Below are 19,581 nucleotides of genomic sequence, written 5' to 3'. Positions count from 1 at the left end.
CTTTTTAGTTCGTATGATATGTTAGTGAAAAGCAAGGAGGGTTTATCATGACATTACATATTAAAAACGTGACAAAACGATTTGGTGATCACGTTGCCGTTAATAACCTGTCGCTTACAATCCCAGAAAAATCGATGTTTGGCTTTTTAGGTGCAAATGGGGCGGGGAAAACAACAACATTTCGTATGATACTCGGTCTAATAGATGCATCTGACGGAGAAATCAAGTGGAATGATCAATCGATTGGGTACCACAATAGCAATGAAGTTGGCTATCTACCTGAAGAACGAGGTCTATATCCAAAAATGAAGGTAAAAGACCAAATCGTCTATTTAGCTAGATTAAGAGGAATGGACAAAAAATCTGCAGAAAAAGAATTAACATACTGGCTCGATAGATTTAATGTACCTGAGTATGAAAATAAACGTGTGGAAGAATTATCAAAAGGGAACCAGCAAAAAATTCAATTTATCGCAGCCATCTTACATAAGCCATCTTTATTAATTTTAGATGAGCCATTCAGTGGTTTAGATCCAGTAAATGTTGAAATCCTTAAAGAAGCCGTGCGTGATATCCAGCGCCAGGGTGCAACGATTGTTTTTTCAAGTCACCGCATGGAGCATGTTGAAGAGTTATGTGAAAGTTTGTGTATCATTCATAAAGGATCAACAGTTGTTCATGGCGGACTACGAGAAATCAAACGCTCATTCGGCAAGAAAAACTTGTTGATTGATACTGATTTTGACTTGACCTACTTGTCATCTTTCCCAGGTGTTGTGAAAGTGAAAGAGCGCATGGATGGCGTAGAATTACAAATCGAAAATGAAGCAGTCTCTCAAGCTATTTTAAAAGAAATAAACTCAAAAGGGTTTATTCGACAATTTTCTCTAGAAGAACCTTCACTTAACGACATTTTTATCGAGAAAGTAGGTGCTTCCTTTGAATAGGTTTGGTCTCATTATAGCTAAAACATATGTTGAAAAATTTAAGTCAAAATCATTTCTGATTACAACTTTTTTATTCATGCTGGCCATAGTAGTTGGAACGAACTTTCAAACGATTACTGATCAGTTTGGTTCAGGGAGTGATAGAGAAAGCGATGGGTGGAATATCGTCATTTATGATGAAGAAGGCCGTATTGCAGCCGCAGTAGAGCAGCAACTATCGATTGTAAATCAAGATATTACGATCGAACAAAGTGATGCCTCTCTTGCTGATCTTGAAGACCAAGTAGCTGCTGGTGAGTATGATGCTTTGCTTGCGGTATCATTACAGGATAATGGCAAGATTACAGCGGATTATTTGTCTGAGTCATTAACTTCCAGAGCTTTCTCAACTGATCTACAACTGACTCTTCAAACGATTCAGTCAAACTTCGTAGCAACAGAGCTTAATTTAAGTGCTGATGAGCTTGCTATGTTGAATATGCCAGTTGCATTTGAACAATCCTCTTTTTCTGATACAGCAAAATCAGAAACAGAACTGAATGAAGCGCGTGGTCTTGTGTATATTATGATTTTTGCTATTTACATGTCTGTACTGATTTACTCAATGATGATTGCAACTGAGGTTGCTACAGAAAAGTCATCTAGAGTAATGGAAATTTTAATCTCAAGTGTCTCGCCTGTTCAACAAATTTTCGCGAAGATTCTTGGGGTGGGATTGTTAGGATTAACTCAGCTTGCGATTTGGGGCACAGTTGGTTTTGCATCTGTTCAATTAAGCAGTGACTCGATGGAAGGAGGCTTATACAGTCTTTTTGATTTTTCAAGCAGTAGTATTGAAACGTTTCTTTTTGGGATTGTGTTTTTTCTTCTTGGCTACTTCTTGTTTGCAACGCTCGCTGCGTTTTTAGGGTCGCTTGTAAGTAGAATTGAAGACCTTCAGCAAATGCTGATGCCGGTGACTTTATTGGTTGTAACGGGAGCAATGCTGTCATTTTACGGGCTTGCTGATCCGGAAGCTAGTTTTGTTACGATCACTTCCTATATTCCATTTTTCAGTCCTTTAGTGATGCTTACACGTGTGGGTATGCTAAATCTTCCATTGTGGGAGCCACTTTTAGCTATCGGATTAACCGTCGTGACAATTATTATTCTAGGTTGGTTCGGGGCGAAGGTGTATCGCGGTGGCGTTCTTATGTATGGCAACAGTTCATCCTTTAAAGATATAAAGAAAGCATTGATGATATCAAAGAAAGAAAAATAAAAAATCGGTCCTTGTGGCCGATTTTTTTAGATTTGAATTCGGTTCTCTGATATAAAAAACAAGAATGTGCGTTCTTATTTTTGTTTGCTATACGGATGATTGTTTTGAGATAGCTGATTAAGGTATGATAGAAACATAATGTTAATAGAGAATGAAAGGAGTTGAATGAATGAAATCTGGTTCGAAAAAAAAGAGAACGAAGCAGGGACCCTTATTATTACTTAGCTTTAATTTATTTATTGTAATGGTAGGGATAGGGTTAGTTATCCCAATATTACCGTTTTATGTTGAAAAATTTAACGCAAATGCACAAACGTTAGGTTTCCTTGTTGCCGTATTTGCTTTTATGCAATTTTTATTTTCTCCAGTGTGGGGAAAGCTGTCTGATAAGATTGGACGAAAACCACTCATTACGATAGGACTCCTTGGTTTTGCAATAGCAGAATTTATTTTTGCTTTTGCTACAGGGCTTTGGATGTTGTTCATTTCTAGAATGATGGCTGGAATATTCGGTTCGGCACTTATGCCAACGGCAATGGCCTACGTCTCAGATGTAACAGATGATAAAAGTCGTGGACAAGGTATGGGTACTCTAGGTGCTGCGATGGGGCTTGGGATCGTTGTTGGACCTGGCATCGGGGGATGGTTAGCTGAATATGATTTATCATACCCGTTTATGTTTGCCGGGATAGCTGCTTCGATTGCGGCCGTAGTCTCAGTTATTTTTCTTCCTGAATCGTTTACAAAAGAACAACGTGAGGCATTAGGCCACGAGCCAAGAACAAGTCAATTTGAAAAATATAAAACGGCGTTAAGCAGTCCCGTTGGTTTTTTACTTATTCTTGTTTTTATCATGAGCTTTGGCTTAGCTAATTTCCAGTCGATATTTGCCTACTACGCGCTCGAAAGATATGGATATGGTCCGCAGCAAGTTGGTTTAATTATCCTCTTTGTTGGAGTAGTAGGCACGCTTGTTCAAGGTGTGGGCGTTGGTCGAATGACCCGCTGGCTTGGGGAAGAAAAAGTTGTTACGATTGCACTGATCATAAGTGCAGTTGGCTTTGTTATTATGACACTTGCAGAAACATTTGTTATGGTCATTGTAACGGCGAGTATCTTTTTTATCGGAAATTCATTGCTCCGTCCCTCACTTAATTCCCTCATCTCGAAGCTTGCGGGTACGCGACAAGGGATGATTATGGGGTTAAATAATTCATTTTTTAGCTTAGGAAACGTGGCAGGACCTATTGTAGCGGGAACATTATTCATTTGGAACATTCATATTCCGTATTTGTTTGGTGCTACGGTCATGATAGTAGGTCTAGTTGCCACACGAATTTGGATTGCCAAAAAAGCTAAGCATATAGTGGGTATAAGTCATAGTTAAGTTAATACATAGTTGTTTTTTAAAGGAGTGGAAAGAATGAACGGAATTACGTATCTTAATGCAGGTGACCCGGTGGAGCAATTTTTATTGATCAAACAATCTACAAAAGGTGTAACAACCACTGGTAAGCCTTTTTTAACGCTTATTTTACAAGATAGAAGTGGAGATATTGAAGCAAAGCTTTGGGATGCAGGAGAAGAGGAAGCAAAAAAATACCCTGCACAGGCAATCGTTAAAGTAGCGGGTGAAATTCATAATTACCGTGGGAAAAACCAATTGCGACTTCGAAAGATTCGACCAGCTATGCCTACAGACGGTGTGTCCATAGGTGAATTTCTAGAAACAGCACCAGTTTCAAAAGAAGATATGATGGATCAGCTCACTCAATATATTTTTGAGATGAAAAACCCAACCATTCAACGTCTCACACGTCATTTAGTGAAAAAACATCAAAAGGAATTTATGGAGTTTCCTGCAGCTACGAAGAATCATCATGAATTCGTTTCTGGGCTAGCGTATCATGCCCTTTCCATGCTTCGTATAGCTAAATCACTAACTGAACTATACCCTTCTTTAAATAAGGACTTACTCTATGCTGGCATTATTTTGCACGACATGGGGAAAGTGGAAGAGCTATCAGGACCTGTATCAGCAACGTATACTCTTGAGGGAAATCTTCTTGGACATATCACCCTCATGATTAATGAAATTGGAAAGGCTGCCGATGAGCTTGAGTTAAAAGGAGAGGAAATTCTCATGCTTCAGCATATGGTGCTTTCTCATCATGGCAAAGCAGAATGGGGATCTCCAAAACCGCCGATGATCCGTGAGGCAGAGATTTTACATTATATAGACAATCTCGATGCCAAAATGAATATGATGGATCGTGTATTAAATCGCACGAAATCCGGTGAATTTACAGAGCGAGTATTTGCACTTGAAAATCGTTCTTTTTATAAACCTTTAATGTACGATGAAGGAAATGAATAAAGAAAATGCACTCTCTTGCTATGAGAGTGCATTTTCTTTTAAGTACAAGCATAGGCTGTCCATAACCAATTAAAACAAGCGATCTATTTCATTGCTTGAAAAGGAGGAGAAAAAATGTTTCCTTTATGGATAGATTTAACAATAGTTGGCATTGTACTAAGTGCACTTATGATGGTGCGAGCAGCTTATGCTGAAAAAAAGGTTGAAAACGAATGGATCGAAGAACATGGTCAAACATATATTAAACGTATGGTAGATGAAAAGGCGAAGAGACGAAGAGGTATGCTTACAAGAGAAGAAGAGTAAATAATCATTAGAAGTAAGGACAGAAAAAGAGCTGGCGCGCTGCCGGCTCTTTTTCTGTTTAGGAACCATATTTTAAATAACTTTGATAAATACATATGGAATCATTTTTCATTCAGCACACACGGCTAACCTTCTATAGATGAAAACAAGCTATCTAGAGATTAGCGCCTTATGCTTGTCTAGGTTGAACGAGCCTCTTACTCTCTTGTTCAAGTTGTTTACTCTTCGTCATCACCTTCAACATCGTCATCATCTTCTGAAGTCCCAAGAAGAGCATCAAATGTATTAGCGAGATCTTTATCTTTTACATCAATATCAGCAGCACTTAATTCTTTTTGAATGATTACATCGATTGGATCAGCCTTACCTAATTTTAATTCAAGTTCGATTTGATCACGTATTTCTTCAAGATCAGCTTCACGCGTTTCAGTTACTTCAATAATATGCCAACCAAAGCTCGATTGTACCGGTTCACTAATCGTGTTTACTTCTAAGTCAAATGCAGCTTCTTCAAATGCAGGATCCATTTGGCCAACTCCGAAAAAGCCAAGTTCGCCACCGTTTTCTGCAGAACCATCTGTTGAATACTCTTCTGCTAATTCAGCAAAGTCGCCACCCTCTTCAAGCAACTCTTTCACTTTTTTAGCTGTTTCTTCATCTTCAACTATTATATGTCGTGCATTGACTTCTGTTTTAATGCGTTCATACTCGGCTTGAACTTCTTCTTCAGGTACTTCAATATCAGCTATACTTGCATTTGTTAGAAGTTTATTAAATCGAACCTCTTGACGGAGAGATTCTTCAGTATATTTTTCCATTGCAAGGGCTTCTTCGAATTGTTCTTCGTCGTCAAATCCTTCTTTTATCGCATTCATTTCAGCGTCTACCTCTTCATCAGTTACAGGGTATTTTTCTTGCAACACGGCTTCAGTCATCATAGTTTCAAGGGTTGTTTGACCATATGAATCCTTCATTTGTTGATACAATTCTTCTTTTGTTATATCACCCACAGATGAAGAGACAAGTACTGTTCCATCATCACTGCACGCAGCAAGACCTGTGACACCAACTGCTAACGATACTGTTGCGATCCACTTTTTCATTTAATTCCTCTCCTTATGCTGTTATGTACATGTTGAAAAAACTACAAATACTACTATACCATACATCGCCAATTCGTTGAATATTTTTACAAGGGCTCTTTTATCATTATTAATTATTTCAAATTACTTAACAATCCGTTCTGATGCCCATTCCAATGCTCCCCTGGTTGAATAGCATAAATAAGAAAGAGAGGAGGGGGAATGATGGAACAAGGTGGGGGCTTTGCGTTAATTGTTGTAGTGTTTATTCTATTGATCATTATTGGATGCTGTTGTTCTTACGAAAGATAAAAAAAGGGCTGTCGAGAATTTTTCGACAGCTGTGGTTTTCTTCAACGAACAGACTAATGGGACCCCTAAAAAGACTGGTGACAGTTTGACTGGTGTAAATATCCATTAGTCAATTAGTATTTAGAAAAAACGAACTGACTATTATAGTCAGTTCGTTTTAATTAAGATTAAATTTCACGTTTGAGGAAGCTGTTATTAAGCTTCCATTTTTGAATATTAATTATGTGTATAAAACCTCAACATATGATGAAACTAACAAGATCAAAATAAGAATATTGATCGTTCGAAAAACTTTTTGTTGCCGCTCATCGGGGATTTCTTTTTGCACACATAATTTATTGGTCATGCTATTGATCGAATAAAATATAAAAACGGTAAACAAAATAAAAAATAATACAACAACGGAGACCATTGCCCAACCCCTCCTATTCTCTAGTTACTACAATACCAAAAAATGAAATGAAAAAACAGAGTTACGTTTGTTTTATTGTGAAAGAACAAAAACCCTCTATTTATTCTACTGTAAGATCAGAAGAATAATAGAGGGATTTGCCACTTATACATGCATTTCTACATTTTTTACGGGGACTAATATTTCATAACCCTCATCATATTCTTCAATGAACGCACCCTTAGGGGACTTGATTAAGCACTTGGCGTATAAGAAGTCTACTAAACATATTCCACTATGATAGGCAGTTAACATCGTGAAATAATGCGCGTAATTTGGAAAAGTTGCAGCTCCGATTAAAAGTACTCCGTTTATCACAACAAATGGTGAAATCAGTGCCATGAGAAATGCTAACTTAGGAATTGGCTTTTTTACGCGTATAGACATGATCGGCACAAAATAAAATTGAAAACGTGTTCGAATCTGTATTTCGTTTATATACCGAATCAAAGGAAGTGCATGAAATAATTTATGGAGAGGATACATTAAAAAGAACCCAATTATAAAAAGAGAAAAATAATGATCATAAAAAACTGTGTCCCTAATGATTTGATTTACTATGTGTAGAAATGAAAAAACAGTCAGAACTAGGATCGTAGATAACATGAAGATCCGATAAAATCCATACTGTTTTTTTACATTTATTGATTTCCAACAATGCATATAATCACCCTCCAATTTCGACGATGAATGTTGTCTTTTTAAGGAAAAATTCATCTATGTAATATCAGCAATGTGGCTCAAATAACAAGTCCATCGAAGTCGTCATAAGCGAACAACCAAGTGGGCTAAAAGGAAAAAGCGCTTAATGTTGTGAGTCTTATGTTTGTCGAGAATGAAAAGCGGCTTGCGTTTTTGTTTCACCTGCAAAGATACTTTACTCCCGTTGATCCGAAAAATCAATAGCTTTTCTGATAAATTTTTAAAAAAATAAGCCACTCATTTTGAGCGACTTAGATTAGGAGTAGATAGAGTAAAAAAATCAGTAATGATAACTGGTTTCAAATTAAGAGGAAGAGGCAATATCCTCAATGGAAGAGGACTCGTTAGCTTTGAGAATTTTTCCTTCTTTTTCAGTGAATTCGCTTTCAATATTGTGGAATGATTTTTCGAAAATTTTCATAAAATCATCGCCATAAATATTTTTGATTACGGCTGTCATTTCAATCATTTCAGGGAATTTTCCATAAAGCTCGCGAAGCGGACTTGCACCCTGAAATACTGCGTGGTTCTTGGGATCAAAATTCTGCATTAGCTCAAGTAGCAGAGACTCCCCTTTTTCTGTCAACTTAATATGCGTATTTCGTTTGTCGTTTTCTCTTTTTGAGAATTGAAGAAATCCACGCTCTTCTAGTTTCTTTGAGAAATTGAAAGCTGTGGATACATGCATCACACCAAATTTAGCAACATCGGAAATCGATGCTCCTTTTAGGTGGTAAGCAATCCATAAAATATGATGCTCGTTAATATTAAGGTCGTAAGGTTTGATCCATTGTTGCCAGTCTTTTTCAATTGATTTCCACAGGGCCTTACTTAATTGTGCTATCCGTTGACTAAATAACATGGCTTCTTTCATGGTAAAGGGTTGTTCATCCAAATGTTTCACCTACTTTGCAATGAATTGGCTTAAGTATGTTTTCAATTAACTGATTAATATTATAGCAATAAAGTAAAAACAAAAAAAGTACGAATTGATTTAACTTTCCAATAAAAAAAGAAAGTTGGCTAATCATTCCTAACAAGGCATATGGCTCACAAACAAAATATAACTATTCACCTAATTTGCTTAGACCTGTGCTCAATAAAAAAAACAACCTCAAATGAGATTGTTTTTGAAAAAAGTTAAGTTGTTTGTGTGTTGTTTTGATCTTGATTGATCGTGCGTTCGAGTTCTTCCATCGTTGCTTGAATTGCAGCAAGTTCTTCTTGTAAATTGTTGATTGCGGGATCGGACTCTCGTTTCCAATCTTGAACGGATTCCTTTAGCTCACCAACCATGGTTTGGAAAGAGTCTTTTCCTTCTTTTGAAACTTGTTGAATAGACTCTTTCACCTGTTGCAGGTTCATCTGGATTTCAAGCATGTGATCAGACCAATGATCTGTAGTATGTTTGATTGTCCCGCGTAATTCTTTACCTGATTGTGGGGTGGATAAAAGTGTACTGGACGCCCCGGCAACAAAACCTACTAAGAGTCCATACGAAAGAAATTTAACATTCATTAAAAACACATCCTTTTGTGAGATTTACTCGTTTTAATAAAGAAAGATGAAACATAAGCTAGAATAATGAACCCCTTATCTAAAGGAGGAATCTACTTTGGTGATTGCAAAATGGATTTTTTTAATATGTACAATTGTACTGATAAGTTTATCATTCAAGTTGGTGATGAAAATTCAATCCAAAATGATGTACCCACCTAGACAAATAAGAATAAGAAATGCAGTGATTAGTCTTGCTGCTAGTCTTCTCTTTTTTTCTTTAACCTATTTTACATGGTAATAAATAAGAAAAAAAGAACCCGCCAATAAAGACGGGTCCATGGGATATTATGCAGCAGGTTGCATTAGGCTTGAACGCTTCATGACCGACTGAACAACGGGATACATAACCCCTATTAATAAACCATTTAACACCGTTGCAGGAAGAACTGCTGTCACAATAAGAGCCATGAATGGAGCTGGAAGCCCTACAATCAAAAAAGCGGAACCTAGGAAAAGAATTCCTGAGGTGACTGTTCCTAAAACTGTTAATAAAGCAGCTCCAATTACTGTACGAGCATATTTAGATGTAACGATCACTATGCCATAAAACAAGAATGCTGTAATTGGCTTATCGATTAGGTTTGGTAAAAAACCACCTGGAAAAGTAGTTGTTAAGCCTGCTAACACTCCAGTTGCTAAGCCTAAAAGTAGCACGTTTTTGACGCCTGGGAACAATAGAATGCCTATAAACATCATTAACAACGACATGTCTGGCTTCATATATAAACTCCCTGGAATTAACAGATGCAACGTAGCACCTATTCCTACAAATAAAGATAATACAACTAATGTTCGTGTATTCATTTCTCATCTCTCCTCGACTAGTCTCTCTCCTCCCAGCATGTCCTCGTGACTGCTAGCGAAAAGTAGCTCAATTATAACATAAAATAAATATTTGTTATAGGTCTTTGTTTAATTGATCAATCCATGATTAGGCTGGCGATCCCACTTGCAACCTCTTTTAGTTGATCGGACGTATAGGCATCATTATTTAGGTCCCATGTTGGTTTGAAGCCATCTTGCTTACCATGTCGCGGTAGAATATGTAGATGAAAGTGAAAGACTGATTGTCCAGCAAATTCACCATTGTTATTTAAAAGATTCACACCTTTCAAGTCATACGTTTCTTTCATCGCATTTGTGATTTTAGGGACAACTGAAAATAGATTAGCGGCTATTTCAGGAGTTAATTCATGAACATCTTTTTTATGTGTTTTTGGAATAACAAGAGTATGACCTTTTGTTACTTGACTAATATCCAAAAAGGCAAGGACATGGTCATCTTCATAAACTTTTGAAGACGGAATCTCACCGTCAATAATTTTACAAAAAATGCAATCACTCATCGTATTCAACCCTTTCAAAATGAAGATGAATTTATTTTACCATATGATAAATTTTACATCGACTTAAAAGAAGAGTGTCATTTAACCTCCTACAAGAAATCTGCTACAATATGGGTAATACAAATAGGAAAGGAAGAAGTCTATGTCATTGCTTCAAATAAAAGCACTGGTTGGTGGTTACACACGAAAACCAGTGCTAAACAATATTAGTTTCGAAATGGACAAGCAGCAAATCGTGGGACTGATCGGCTTAAACGGAGCGGGTAAAAGTACAACGATTAAACATATTATCGGGTTGATGGAACAACATTCAGGTACAATTTCGATCAATGGACTCGAATTGAAAGACGATCCAGATCAATACCGAAAAAGATTTTCCTACATACCAGAGGCTCCAATTTTATATGATGAGCTGACCCTTGAAGAGCATTTGAAATTAACAGCAATGGCATACGGGGTTGATGAAAGTGTTTATGAAAAAAGAATTCCAACATTGCTTCAAAAGTTCCGTATGGAAGGGAAGATGAAATGGTTTCCTTCTCACTTTTCAAAAGGAATGAAGCAAAAAGTGATGATCATGTGCGCTTTTTTAACTAATCCAAGTCTTTACATCATTGACGAGCCATTTGTTGGACTGGATCCACTAGCTATTCAATCATTGCTGGATCTAATGGAAGAAATGAAACAAGGTGGGGCAAGCATTTTAATGTCTACACATATTTTAGCAACGGCAGAGCGGTATTGTGATGCGTTTATTATTTTGCATGAAGGGGAAGTAAGGGCGTTGGGAACACTTGATGAACTACGTGTGCAATTTTCAATGCCAGGTGCGACACTCGATGACATCTATATACAGCTAACAAAGGAAGATTCATATGAAACACGTTCATGATGTATGGGTGAATCGCCTGCAAGACTATAATCGAGAGCTCCAAAAATATTTGCGCTACATTTTAAACGGACACTTGATGTTCGTCTTGGTTTTCGCCATTGGCGGAGGTGGTTATGCGTATAGTAACTGGGTAAATACCTTGTCTACAGATTTCAACGCCGCGGTTATAATGGCTTTGGTGCTTGGCATCATTGTGACGATGAGCCCGATTTATACATACTTAAAAGAGCCTGATAAAGTATACTTAACCCCGTTAGAAGGGCAAATGAAACGCTATTTCCAAAGTGCGATTGTCAGCAGTTTTTTCTTTCAATCTTATTTAGTGCTCGTTGCTTTAGCTGTTTCAATGCCGATGTATGTAAAGGTTCAAGGAGTAGCGTTTGTTGATTTTTTCTGGTTGTTAGCAATCGTTTTATTGTTGAAAATTTGGAATTTAATGTTGCGGTGGACGGTGCTTCGACACCAAGAAGTATTGACTCATCGTGTGGACATGGTCTGTCGCTTGATTTTAAATGTGACATTTTTATGGGCCATTTTTGCACAAATCCCATTATGGGTCATAATGGCGATTGGAGTGATTTTGCTCGGGTACCTTTTGGCATTGAAAAAAACATCAGCAAGTAAAACGATTAAATGGGAGTTGCTCATTGATCTTGAGCAGGCGCGTCTACATCGATTTTATCGATTCGCTAACTTGTTTACAGACGTTCCGCACTTAAAAGGACAAGCAAAAAGAAGACGTTGGCTTGACCCACTGTTAAATCGATCATCATTTGGAGCAAAGCACACGTATCGCTATTTGTTTGTGCGTACGTTCTTACGATCGGATGAATATTTCGGACTGTGGGTTCGATTAACGTTAATTGCTTCAATCATTATTATTGGATCAGGTATTGTTTGGGTGAAAGTCATGGTGGCTTTGTTATTTTTATATTTAACAGGCTTCCAACTCATGCCGATGCTTAGGAAGCACGAACTGAAAATTTGGCCAGACCTTTATCCACTATCTACTGACTACAAGTACGATTCATTTAAAGGGGTCCTGTCGAATGTTTTGATCGTTCAAGCTACGGTTTTTATTCTCGTAAGTGCATGGGGATTAGCATGGTTCGATGCGGCTGTTGTCTTGTTTGCAAGCGTAGTATTTTACGGTGTGTTCATGTATATGTTTGTGCCGAAGCAAATTAAGAAATGGTATATGCGTTGAGTTAATAATGGCTCTTACCTAGGTGTACCTCGTCAACTGGAATATACAGATACAAGGTTGAATAATGTTCCCGTACCTTATCCATATTCAAAATACCTCAAGGTTATTTAAGACACACAACGTAGTTAGGCTAATCGCCTAATGACGTTGCGTGTCTTATTTGTTCTGAGTGGGCGATCATTTTTATTCTTTACTGAGCATTGATTGCTGCTGCACCAAGTGTCTTAGCTGCAACGAGCATTGCCTTCTCATTAAAATCAAATTTCGGGTGATGGTGAGGGTAAGGAGATGTTACACCATCTTGCAGAGCACCGGTAAAAAAGAATGCACCTTTACGCTCTTCTAAATAGTAAGCAAAATCCTCGCCGCCCATTTGTGGTTCAATTTCTTCAACCATTGATACTTCAGGAACTAAGTTAGCTTGGTCAATCACGTGATTCATTTCATCTTCATGATTCACAACTGCAGGGTAGCCTCTAAAATAGGTATAATCATACTCGCAATTTGCAGCGAGACATGTTCCTTTTACGACACGTTCAATTTCTTCTTCGATCAGTGTACGAATTTCAGGGTTAAAGGTTCGAACCGTCCCAATCAATTTGGCAGAGTCAGCAATCACATTAAATGCATTGTCCGCGACAAATGACCCGACTGTTACAACAGCAGAGTCAATTGGGTTGACGCGTCTGCTGACAATTTGCTGAAGGTTCGTTACAAGTTGTGCCCCAACAACGATTGCATCTTTCGTTTTGTGTGGCTGAGCACCATGTCCACCAGTACCTTGAATCTTAATCTCAAAGCGATCCGCAGCAGCCATCACTGGACCAACGCGATATTGAATTTTACCTAGTGGTTCTGTTGCCCATAAATGTGTACCAAATACGAGGTCGACCCCATCTAAACAGCCAGCATCGATCATCGGTTTTGCGCCACCTGGAGCGTATTCCTCTGCGTGTTGGTGAATCATTATGTAGGTTCCAGCTAATTCATCCCTCATTTCGTGTAAAGCTTTGGCTAAATGAAGGAGTGAAGAGGTGTGACCGTCATGTCCACAGGCATGCATTTTATTTGGAATGGTTGATTTATAAGGTACATCTTTCTCATCTTGAATTGGAAGTGCATCAAAATCAGCTCGTAAAGCAATCGACTTTCCGGGTTTTCCTCCAACGATTTTTGCAACGACTCCATTGCCACCAACACCAGATTTCACTTCAACGCCAAGTTCATTGTAAAAGTCAGTAATAAACGCTGGTGTTTCTCTTTCTTCAAAAGAAAGCTCAGGGTGCTGATGCAAATACCGTCTTACTTCCACCATGTTTGAGTAGGATGAATCTAGCTTTGCGAATAACGTATGTAAGGACATCGTGAATCTCCTTTCGAGTGACGAAATGATAGATAACGCTGTTAGTATATCATTTTCGTGCAATTATTTCATTCTTTTGACATTGGTATAATTGAAGTATTATAGAGTGTAAAGAAGCTCAGTGTGTAAAGTGTAAGGGAATATCAATATGCCTCCGTCTCGAGTCGGAGTTGAAATCCTTCCAGTGCACCTTTTAACTGAACTGGATTTTTTTTATGATAGGCGTATTCTAGCAGGAAAATGACTATATAAAATGGAATATAATTCATATAAGGGAGAGGGCGTGTCACATGGATACAGGTAGCAGCAAACAGTGGGGCTGTGCCAGTATATTACTGATTATTGGTGCAGTATTGTTGCTGTTGAATTTAGGGTTAATCGATCTTGGGGGAACGTCATTCGTATCACTGATTATTCCAATTCTCTTATTATTATTCGGGCTGAAGCGGTTATTTCGTTTCATTCGTAATAGAAAATCAGGTCTTTTTTTTGGCGTGTTTTTCACTGTTTACGGTGGGTTGCTACTTTTGTCCTATTTTTTGGTCGTTGATTTTTCATATGGCGATTGGTGGAGGTTATGGCCGCTGTTATTTATTGTGATGGCGATTTCGATTTTTACACCTCGAGGGAAAGTGCATGTTTCTTATGGACCTAGGAAGCATTATTCACATAAAAAAAGCGCGTATGTAGATGATCACGTATCGTATAAATCGAATGTAAACGCTAAAGTGTTTAGCATTGGTGATGTGAAATATAACAGCGATAATTGGTTGTTAGAAAATATGCGCGTGCATAAAGCGATTGGTGATTATTATTTTGATTTTAGTAAAGCGTATGTGCCTGAAGGGGAAACTGTTTTGTATGTTAGCGGTTGGATCGGTGATGTAAAAATGCTTGTTCCTGAAGAATTGAGCGTACGTGTTGAAACAAGTGTAAAAGTCGGTGAAATAAAAATCTTTGATGAAAAAGCGAGCGGTACAGCAGGCAATTATTTATCATACCAATCAATAGATTATGACGATGCACATAAAAAAGTGTCAATAAAAATTGACCTTGGAATTGGTGATGCACGTATAACTCGAGTATAGGGGATCTATAAATGAAAAAAATTCATAACCTCCATTTTTGGTTTTTAGTTCAATATTTGTTGTTCACACTTTTTGGATCTATTGTTATTTTCTTGTTTTTACAACTATATATTTTACTTGCAGAGCAACCTATTATTACTTTAAAAGAATCGTTACTAGTTGTTCTGCTGATCGCGAGTGTTTTTACTACGCTCACATTTTACTTAGGAAGTCGGGCAAGTCAACTGATGAGAAAAAGGCTTGAGCGAATCACAGCTTATGTATCACGGCTAGGGAGCGGTCGTTACAATGAACGTATTGATACGGTTGATCGAGATGAAATTGCTGTTATTGAGCAGGAATTAAATCATTTGGCAAGTACAATGCAAGAGCAAGTGAAATCACTTCAACGGTTGGCAAGCGAACGCACTTCACTCGAAAAACAAGCACAACAAGCGGTGATTATTGAAGAGCGTCAACGCTTTGCACGAGATCTCCACGATTCAGTAAGCCAGCAACTATTTGCTTTAAATATGATGTCATCCGCATCTGTGCGACTACTCGACTCTAATCCGGAAGAAGCAAAGCCAATGATTGCACAAGTATCACAAATTGCTGAAAAAGCACAAGGTGAGATGCGCGCATTGCTCCTTCATTTAAGACCGATTGATTTAAAAGGTGAGTCCCTTAAAGGTGGACTCCTAAAACTGATTGAAGAGCTTGAGGAAAAGACACAGATTTCATTCCAAACCCAGCTCCAACATATGGATGATTTGCCTGAAAATGCAGATGAGCATCTATTCAGAGTCGTGCAAGAAGCCATCTCAAATATATTACGCCATGCCCACGCATCAAAAATTATCATTCGCTCAGAAATGAAGGGTAGTACATTTTATTTGTTTATTAGTGATGATGGGGAAGGGTTTGATGTGACCGCTGAGAAATGGACATCTTATGGGCTTCAAACAATGAAAGAACGATGTGAAGAAATTGGTGGACATTTTGAAGTGCGTTCGAAAAAAGGAGAAGGAACCTATCTCAATATACGAATTCATTTGGACATGTAGGAGGTTTTATGATGGATAAAGTGAGAGTAATGATTGTGGATGATCATGAAATGGTACGCCTCGGGATTAAGTCCTACTTATTAACTGAAGATAAGATCGATTTCCTCGGTGAAGCTTCGGGTGGGAAAGAAGCAGCTGAGTTAGCCCGGAAAACACAACCAGAAGTGATTTTAATGGATCTATTGATGGAAGGTGGGACTGGAATTGAAGCCACAAAAGAAATTATGTCCTTCTTACCACAATGTCGAATCATTATTTTGACGAGTTACTATGACGATGAACAAGTCTTTCCAGCACTTGAAGCGGGAGCACATAGCTATATCTTGAAAACATCTTCGGCAACAGCTATTTTAACAGCTATATATAAGGCCGCAAAAGGTGAATCGGTGATTGAGCCGCAAGTCGCCAATAAAATGATGACGAAATTTAGACCGAAGGAAAAAAGGTTGCATGAGGATTTAACAGCGCGTGAAATGGACGTGCTTCAATGCTTAGGTGACGGTTTGACGAATCAAGAAATAGCTGAAGTCCTTTATATTGGCGTTAAAACAGTTAAAACACACGTCAGTAATATTTTAAGTAAATTAGAACTAACAGATCGAACGCAAGCAGCGATCTATGCAAATCGCAATGGATTGTTACGAAAAAGTACATAACTAAAGTGTCTTTTGATCTCGTTTAAAAGGTAGTAAGTGAGCGTAAACCTAACTAATGTTAGTGAAAACGCTCTGACGTACGCATGTTCTCTCTATGAACCAACAAAAAACTAGCCATATAATTGGCTAGTTTTTTCAAATTTATTGTTCTGTTTGCCCAACATACTTTGTCACAAATGAGGAACGTGGAAACATGGTCTTTTTGTGATCGATCCCACCTTCTGTATCGTTCTTTTTATGTGCTTTGTTATAGGCTTGAGAGCTTTTCCAATTTTTGAAGGAATCCTCGTTATCCCACTGTGTTAAGACAACATACGTATCTGACTTAAGTGGCCGTAAAACGCGAATCGCCATAAAGCCAGGTTCTTTATCAATCATTCCTGCACGGCTTTTAAAGCGATGCTCAAATACTGGGCGTCCTTCGTCTGACACAGGGATGTTATTGAAAACAAAAAAACCATTATCAGTTAATTCTCCTGATTTCTCAAACACCTCATAGCTTCTTGGTTGATTAAAAATGGTCTTTCCGTTTGTTTCGTGAATTAGAAGTGATGTGTCATCCCCTTGTAGTTGTACGAATTTTTCATTAGGGTTCTCTTCAATCATCTTATGTAAGAAATCAGCTGTTCCAAAAGTCATATAAATATTCATGATTTATTCCTCCTTTTCTTATTTATTGTAAATCTATTCGTTCAGCGTGTCATTTAATCCATCTTCTATAAATGTAAACAAAAATAGTCAAATTTATGACACTTCCCCATGACCGCTATACAGTTGTCATGAAAAGGTCTATAGTTGGAAACGGTAAGTTTTAAAGTTCGGAAACCATAAGTTGTTGACACTGACAATGAGTGTTTGTTTGGTTAAAATAGAAAGAACAAGGTCGAAAGGTGGAAAGTTAAGTCGATGAAACCATTTAATGATACATTTCTGCGTGCAGCACGAGGACAAGAGGTGTCACATACACCAGTTTGGTATATGCGACAAGCTGGCCGTTCTCAGCCTGAATACCGCAAGATTAAGGAAAAATACTCTCTTTTTGAAATTACGCACCAGCCAGAGCTATGTGCCTATGTCACGCGTCTTCCAGTTGAAAATTACAATGTAGATGCAGCTGTGCTATATAAGGATATTATGACACCACTTCCTGCCATTGGTGTAGATGTTGAAATTAAATCAGGCATTGGTCCAGTCATTGAGAACCCGATTCGTTCCGTACAGGACGTTGAGAAGCTTGGCATGATTGAGCCAGAAGAAGATATTCCGTATGTGTTAGAAACGATTCGACTGCTGACAAAAGAACAGCTCTCTGTTCCATTGATCGGATTCGGAGGGGCGCCATTTACGCTTGCAAGCTATATGATCGAAGGCGGTCCTTCTAAAAATTATCATAAAACAAAAGCCTTTATGTACCAAGAGTCGAAAGCATGGTTTGCTTTAATGGACAAGCTAGCCGACATGACCATTCGTTATACAAAAGCTCAGATTAAAGCAGGAGCTGGCACGATTCAAATTTTTGATTCGTGGGTTGGAACACTAAATGAAGCTGATTATCGGACGTATATTAAGCCCGCAATGGAGAAAATTTTCACTGCATTACGTACGGAAGGTGTACCGCTTATTATGCATGGTGTTGGTGCGAGCCACTTGGCGAATGAATGGCATGATCTGCCAATCGACGTAGTTGGTTTGGACTGGCGTTTGTCAATCCAAGAAGCACGTGAAAAAGGATTAACGAAAACACTTCAAGGAAACTTGGATCCTTCTCTGTTACTTTGTGACTGGTCGATAATTGAACAGCATGTAAAACCAATTTTGGATCAAGGCATGACCCACCCAGGACACATTTTTAATCTCGGACATGGCGTGTTCCCAGAAGTTAGTCCTGATACATTAAAAAGATTAACCACTTTTGTTCACGAATACACGAGCAAATAAACATATTGAATGAGTGTAACCGTTGGAAGAGAACGAGAGGCAATGGCGAAAATAGTTGATACTACTAATTCACGAGGTGAAATGATGATGTCGAGAAAGAAAATGGGTTTACTCGTGATGGCTTACGGAACGCCATACACAGAAGAAGATCTTGAACGTTACTACACACACATTCGTTACGGACGAAAGCCGACTCCTGAACAATTAGAGGATCTACGCTCACGCTATGAAGCAATTGGTGGGATTTCCCCACTTGCTCGAATTACTCGAGAACAAGCGGATGCTTTAGCAGCTCGTTTAAATGAAGTACAAGATGAGGTCGAGTTTGTTGTGTATTTAGGATTAAAGCATATTGAACCATTCGTGGAAGATGCTGTAGAGCAAATGCACAAAGATGGGATCAAAGAGGCGGTATCGATTGTACTAGCGCCACACTTCTCTACTTACAGTGTTAAATCTTACAATGGACGCATAAAAGAAACGGCTGGAAAAATTGGTGGACCAGCGATCACTTCTGTTGAAAGTTGGTACGCTGAGCCAAAATTCATCCAGTACTGGGCTGAAAAAGTAGAAGCTACGTTTGCCGAGATGAGCGATGCAGAACGTGAAAAAGCAGTGTTAATTGTTTCCGCTCATAGCTTGCCAGAAAAAATCTTAGCAGGTGGCGATCCATACCCAGATCAACTAAAACAAACAGCTGATTTGATCGCGGAAAAGGCTGGAGTCAAGAACTACGAAATTGGCTGGCAAAGTGAAGGGAACACACCTGATCCTTGGATTGGACCGGATGTACAAGATCTTACCAGAGATCTGTACAAAGAAAAAGGCTATGAATCATTTGTTTACACTCCTGTAGGATTTGTCTCAGATCATCTGGAAGTATTATATGACAATGACTATGAGTGTAAGGTTGTGACTGATGAGATAGGTGCAAAGTATTATCGCCCTGAAATGCCTAACACTCAACCGTTGTTTATCGATGCCATGGCAGATAAAGTATTAAAGCACATTAGTAATACAATACTGGATACAGAAAGTGATGAGTAA

General features: G+C 38.3%; 22 protein-coding genes. 13 read left to right on the top strand and 9 right to left on the bottom strand.

Going from position 1 to position 19,581, the window contains the following annotated elements; translation table 11 throughout:
• The first annotated feature begins 47 nt into the window (after positions 1-47).
• The 5 genes from AB1471_RS07660 (at position 48) to AB1471_RS07640 (ending at position 4,891) form a co-directional block, all read left to right on the top strand.
• The gene (locus tag AB1471_RS07660) at positions 48-947 is read left to right on the top strand and encodes an ABC transporter ATP-binding protein (protein ID WP_367779152.1); all 900 of its coding nucleotides are present in this window, start codon (positions 48-50) and stop codon (positions 945-947) included.
• A complete protein-coding gene (locus tag AB1471_RS07655; RefSeq protein WP_367779151.1) occupies positions 931-2,208 on the top strand; it encodes an ABC transporter permease in 1,278 nt (425 codons plus the stop codon). The genes AB1471_RS07660 and AB1471_RS07655 overlap by 17 nt, the downstream gene beginning before the upstream one ends.
• 169 nt (positions 2,209-2,377) lie before the next feature.
• Positions 2,378-3,595 carry an MFS transporter gene (locus AB1471_RS07650; protein ID WP_367779150.1) on the top strand — a complete coding sequence of 406 codons (1,218 nt, stop codon included), beginning with the start codon at positions 2,378-2,380 and terminating at the stop codon, positions 3,593-3,595.
• Between the two features lie 36 nt (positions 3,596-3,631).
• Complete coding sequence (yhaM, locus tag AB1471_RS07645) at positions 3,632-4,585, top strand: 3'-5' exoribonuclease YhaM (RefSeq protein WP_367779149.1); 954 nt, start codon at positions 3,632-3,634, stop codon at positions 4,583-4,585.
• 114 nt (positions 4,586-4,699) lie between these two features.
• The gene (locus tag AB1471_RS07640) at positions 4,700-4,891 is read left to right on the top strand and encodes a sporulation YhaL family protein (protein ID WP_367779148.1); all 192 of its coding nucleotides are present in this window, start codon (positions 4,700-4,702) and stop codon (positions 4,889-4,891) included.
• 218 nt (positions 4,892-5,109) lie between these two features.
• Here the strand turns inward: AB1471_RS07640 and AB1471_RS07635 are convergent, their stop codons facing one another.
• Positions 5,110-5,994 (bottom strand): peptidylprolyl isomerase, encoded by an 885-nt coding sequence (locus AB1471_RS07635; protein WP_367779147.1) that lies wholly within the window; start codon positions 5,992-5,994, stop codon positions 5,110-5,112.
• 201 nt (positions 5,995-6,195) lie between these two features.
• Here AB1471_RS07635 and AB1471_RS07630 point away from each other — a divergent pair, with 201 nt between their 5' ends.
• The gene (locus AB1471_RS07630; protein WP_367779146.1) at positions 6,196-6,285 is read left to right on the top strand and encodes a YjcZ family sporulation protein; all 90 of its coding nucleotides are present in this window, start codon (positions 6,196-6,198) and stop codon (positions 6,283-6,285) included.
• Positions 6,286-6,505: 220 nt separating this feature from the next.
• On the opposite strand, the gene AB1471_RS07625 is transcribed toward AB1471_RS07630, so the two are convergent.
• The 6 genes from AB1471_RS07625 to AB1471_RS07600 form a co-directional block, all read right to left on the bottom strand.
• Complete coding sequence (locus AB1471_RS07625; protein WP_367779145.1) at positions 6,506-6,697, bottom strand: hypothetical protein; 192 nt, start codon at positions 6,695-6,697, stop codon at positions 6,506-6,508.
• Positions 6,698-6,841: 144 nt separating this feature from the next.
• On the bottom strand, positions 6,842-7,399 hold the full coding sequence (locus AB1471_RS07620) for a DUF3267 domain-containing protein (protein WP_367779144.1): 558 nt from the start codon (positions 7,397-7,399) through the stop codon (positions 6,842-6,844).
• 343 nt (positions 7,400-7,742) lie between these two features.
• Positions 7,743-8,333, bottom strand: a complete 591-nt coding sequence (locus tag AB1471_RS07615) for an HTH-type transcriptional regulator Hpr (RefSeq protein ID WP_367779143.1) — start codon at positions 8,331-8,333, stop codon at positions 7,743-7,745.
• Between the two features lie 245 nt (positions 8,334-8,578).
• Complete coding sequence (locus tag AB1471_RS07610) at positions 8,579-8,956, bottom strand: YtxH domain-containing protein (RefSeq protein ID WP_367779142.1); 378 nt, start codon at positions 8,954-8,956, stop codon at positions 8,579-8,581.
• Between the two features lie 327 nt (positions 8,957-9,283).
• Positions 9,284-9,802 carry a tryptophan transporter gene (locus AB1471_RS07605; protein ID WP_367779141.1) on the bottom strand — a complete coding sequence of 173 codons (519 nt, stop codon included), beginning with the start codon at positions 9,800-9,802 and terminating at the stop codon, positions 9,284-9,286.
• Between the two features lie 116 nt (positions 9,803-9,918).
• Entirely contained in the window at positions 9,919-10,344 is a 426-nt protein-coding gene (locus tag AB1471_RS07600; RefSeq protein ID WP_367779140.1) for an HIT family protein, read from the bottom strand.
• Between the two features lie 142 nt (positions 10,345-10,486).
• Between AB1471_RS07600 and AB1471_RS07595 the strand changes: the two genes are divergently transcribed.
• A complete protein-coding gene (locus AB1471_RS07595; protein WP_367779139.1) occupies positions 10,487-11,236 on the top strand; it encodes an ABC transporter ATP-binding protein in 750 nt (249 codons plus the stop codon).
• On the top strand, positions 11,220-12,443 hold the full coding sequence (locus AB1471_RS07590; RefSeq protein WP_367779138.1) for an ABC transporter permease: 1,224 nt from the start codon (positions 11,220-11,222) through the stop codon (positions 12,441-12,443). The genes AB1471_RS07595 and AB1471_RS07590 overlap by 17 nt, the downstream gene beginning before the upstream one ends.
• A 190-nt stretch (positions 12,444-12,633) precedes the next feature.
• Here the strand turns inward: AB1471_RS07590 and AB1471_RS07585 are convergent, their stop codons facing one another.
• Positions 12,634-13,806: a M20 family metallopeptidase gene (locus AB1471_RS07585; RefSeq protein WP_367779137.1), complete on the bottom strand. Its 1,173-nt coding sequence runs from the start codon at positions 13,804-13,806 to the stop codon at positions 12,634-12,636.
• A gap of 290 nt (positions 13,807-14,096) precedes the next feature.
• On the opposite strand from AB1471_RS07585, the gene liaF reads away from it, so the two are divergent.
• From liaF to AB1471_RS07570, 3 genes are read left to right on the top strand one after another with little or no spacing between them, the layout of a single operon-like run.
• On the top strand, positions 14,097-14,894 hold the full coding sequence (gene liaF / locus AB1471_RS07580; RefSeq protein WP_367779136.1) for a cell wall-active antibiotics response protein LiaF: 798 nt from the start codon (positions 14,097-14,099) through the stop codon (positions 14,892-14,894).
• An 11-nt stretch (positions 14,895-14,905) separates the two neighbouring features.
• Positions 14,906-15,940 carry a HAMP domain-containing sensor histidine kinase gene (locus AB1471_RS07575; protein ID WP_367779135.1) on the top strand — a complete coding sequence of 345 codons (1,035 nt, stop codon included), beginning with the start codon at positions 14,906-14,908 and terminating at the stop codon, positions 15,938-15,940.
• 11 nt (positions 15,941-15,951) lie between these two features.
• On the top strand, positions 15,952-16,596 hold the full coding sequence (locus AB1471_RS07570; protein ID WP_367779134.1) for a response regulator: 645 nt from the start codon (positions 15,952-15,954) through the stop codon (positions 16,594-16,596).
• Positions 16,597-16,737: 141 nt separating this feature from the next.
• On the opposite strand, the gene AB1471_RS07565 is transcribed toward AB1471_RS07570, so the two are convergent.
• On the bottom strand, positions 16,738-17,247 hold the full coding sequence (locus AB1471_RS07565) for an antibiotic biosynthesis monooxygenase family protein (protein WP_367779133.1): 510 nt from the start codon (positions 17,245-17,247) through the stop codon (positions 16,738-16,740).
• Positions 17,248-17,502: 255 nt separating this feature from the next.
• Between AB1471_RS07565 and hemE the strand changes: the two genes are divergently transcribed.
• Entirely contained in the window at positions 17,503-18,534 is a 1,032-nt protein-coding gene (gene hemE, locus AB1471_RS07560; protein WP_367779132.1) for a uroporphyrinogen decarboxylase, read from the top strand.
• Between the two features lie 87 nt (positions 18,535-18,621).
• Positions 18,622-19,581, top strand: coding sequence for a ferrochelatase (gene hemH / locus AB1471_RS07555; RefSeq protein WP_367779183.1), 960 nt, complete (start codon positions 18,622-18,624; stop codon positions 19,579-19,581).

It is taken from the genome of Jeotgalibacillus marinus (assembly GCF_040801915.1).
Taxonomy (GTDB): domain Bacteria; phylum Bacillota; class Bacilli; order Bacillales; family Jeotgalibacillaceae; genus Jeotgalibacillus; species Jeotgalibacillus marinus.
Note: the sequence above shows the minus strand (reverse complement) of the source record. Positions and strands in the feature narration are given on the sequence as shown.

What these genes read in the sequence shown, in the direction of transcription:
- AB1471_RS07570 (WP_367779134.1), top strand. Translation starts at nt 15,952, where the DNA reads ATGGATAAAGTGAGAGTAATGATTGTGGATGATCATGAAATGGTACGC.
- AB1471_RS07590 (WP_367779138.1), top strand. Translation starts at nt 11,220, where the DNA reads ATGAAACACGTTCATGATGTATGGGTGAATCGCCTGCAAGACTATAAT.
- AB1471_RS07625 (WP_367779145.1), bottom strand. Translation starts at nt 6,697, where the DNA reads ATGGTCTCCGTTGTTGTATTATTTTTTATTTTGTTTACCGTTTTTATA.
- AB1471_RS07650 (WP_367779150.1), top strand. Translation starts at nt 2,378, where the DNA reads ATGAAATCTGGTTCGAAAAAAAAGAGAACGAAGCAGGGACCCTTATTA.
- AB1471_RS07565 (WP_367779133.1), bottom strand. Translation starts at nt 17,247, where the DNA reads ATGAATATTTATATGACTTTTGGAACAGCTGATTTCTTACATAAGATG.
- AB1471_RS07640 (WP_367779148.1), top strand. Translation starts at nt 4,700, where the DNA reads ATGTTTCCTTTATGGATAGATTTAACAATAGTTGGCATTGTACTAAGT.
- AB1471_RS07585 (WP_367779137.1), bottom strand. Translation starts at nt 13,806, where the DNA reads ATGTCCTTACATACGTTATTCGCAAAGCTAGATTCATCCTACTCAAAC.
- AB1471_RS07660 (WP_367779152.1), top strand. Translation starts at nt 48, where the DNA reads ATGACATTACATATTAAAAACGTGACAAAACGATTTGGTGATCACGTT.
- AB1471_RS07605 (WP_367779141.1), bottom strand. Translation starts at nt 9,802, where the DNA reads ATGAATACACGAACATTAGTTGTATTATCTTTATTTGTAGGAATAGGT.
- hemH (WP_367779183.1), top strand. Translation starts at nt 18,622, where the DNA reads ATGTCGAGAAAGAAAATGGGTTTACTCGTGATGGCTTACGGAACGCCA.
- yhaM (WP_367779149.1), top strand. Translation starts at nt 3,632, where the DNA reads ATGAACGGAATTACGTATCTTAATGCAGGTGACCCGGTGGAGCAATTT.
- AB1471_RS07620 (WP_367779144.1), bottom strand. Translation starts at nt 7,399, where the DNA reads ATGCATTGTTGGAAATCAATAAATGTAAAAAAACAGTATGGATTTTAT.
- AB1471_RS07610 (WP_367779142.1), bottom strand. Translation starts at nt 8,956, where the DNA reads ATGAATGTTAAATTTCTTTCGTATGGACTCTTAGTAGGTTTTGTTGCC.
- hemE (WP_367779132.1), top strand. Translation starts at nt 17,503, where the DNA reads ATGAAACCATTTAATGATACATTTCTGCGTGCAGCACGAGGACAAGAG.
- AB1471_RS07635 (WP_367779147.1), bottom strand. Translation starts at nt 5,994, where the DNA reads ATGAAAAAGTGGATCGCAACAGTATCGTTAGCAGTTGGTGTCACAGGT.
- AB1471_RS07595 (WP_367779139.1), top strand. Translation starts at nt 10,487, where the DNA reads ATGTCATTGCTTCAAATAAAAGCACTGGTTGGTGGTTACACACGAAAA.
- AB1471_RS07600 (WP_367779140.1), bottom strand. Translation starts at nt 10,344, where the DNA reads ATGAGTGATTGCATTTTTTGTAAAATTATTGACGGTGAGATTCCGTCT.
- AB1471_RS07575 (WP_367779135.1), top strand. Translation starts at nt 14,906, where the DNA reads ATGAAAAAAATTCATAACCTCCATTTTTGGTTTTTAGTTCAATATTTG.
- AB1471_RS07630 (WP_367779146.1), top strand. Translation starts at nt 6,196, where the DNA reads ATGATGGAACAAGGTGGGGGCTTTGCGTTAATTGTTGTAGTGTTTATT.
- liaF (WP_367779136.1), top strand. Translation starts at nt 14,097, where the DNA reads ATGGATACAGGTAGCAGCAAACAGTGGGGCTGTGCCAGTATATTACTG.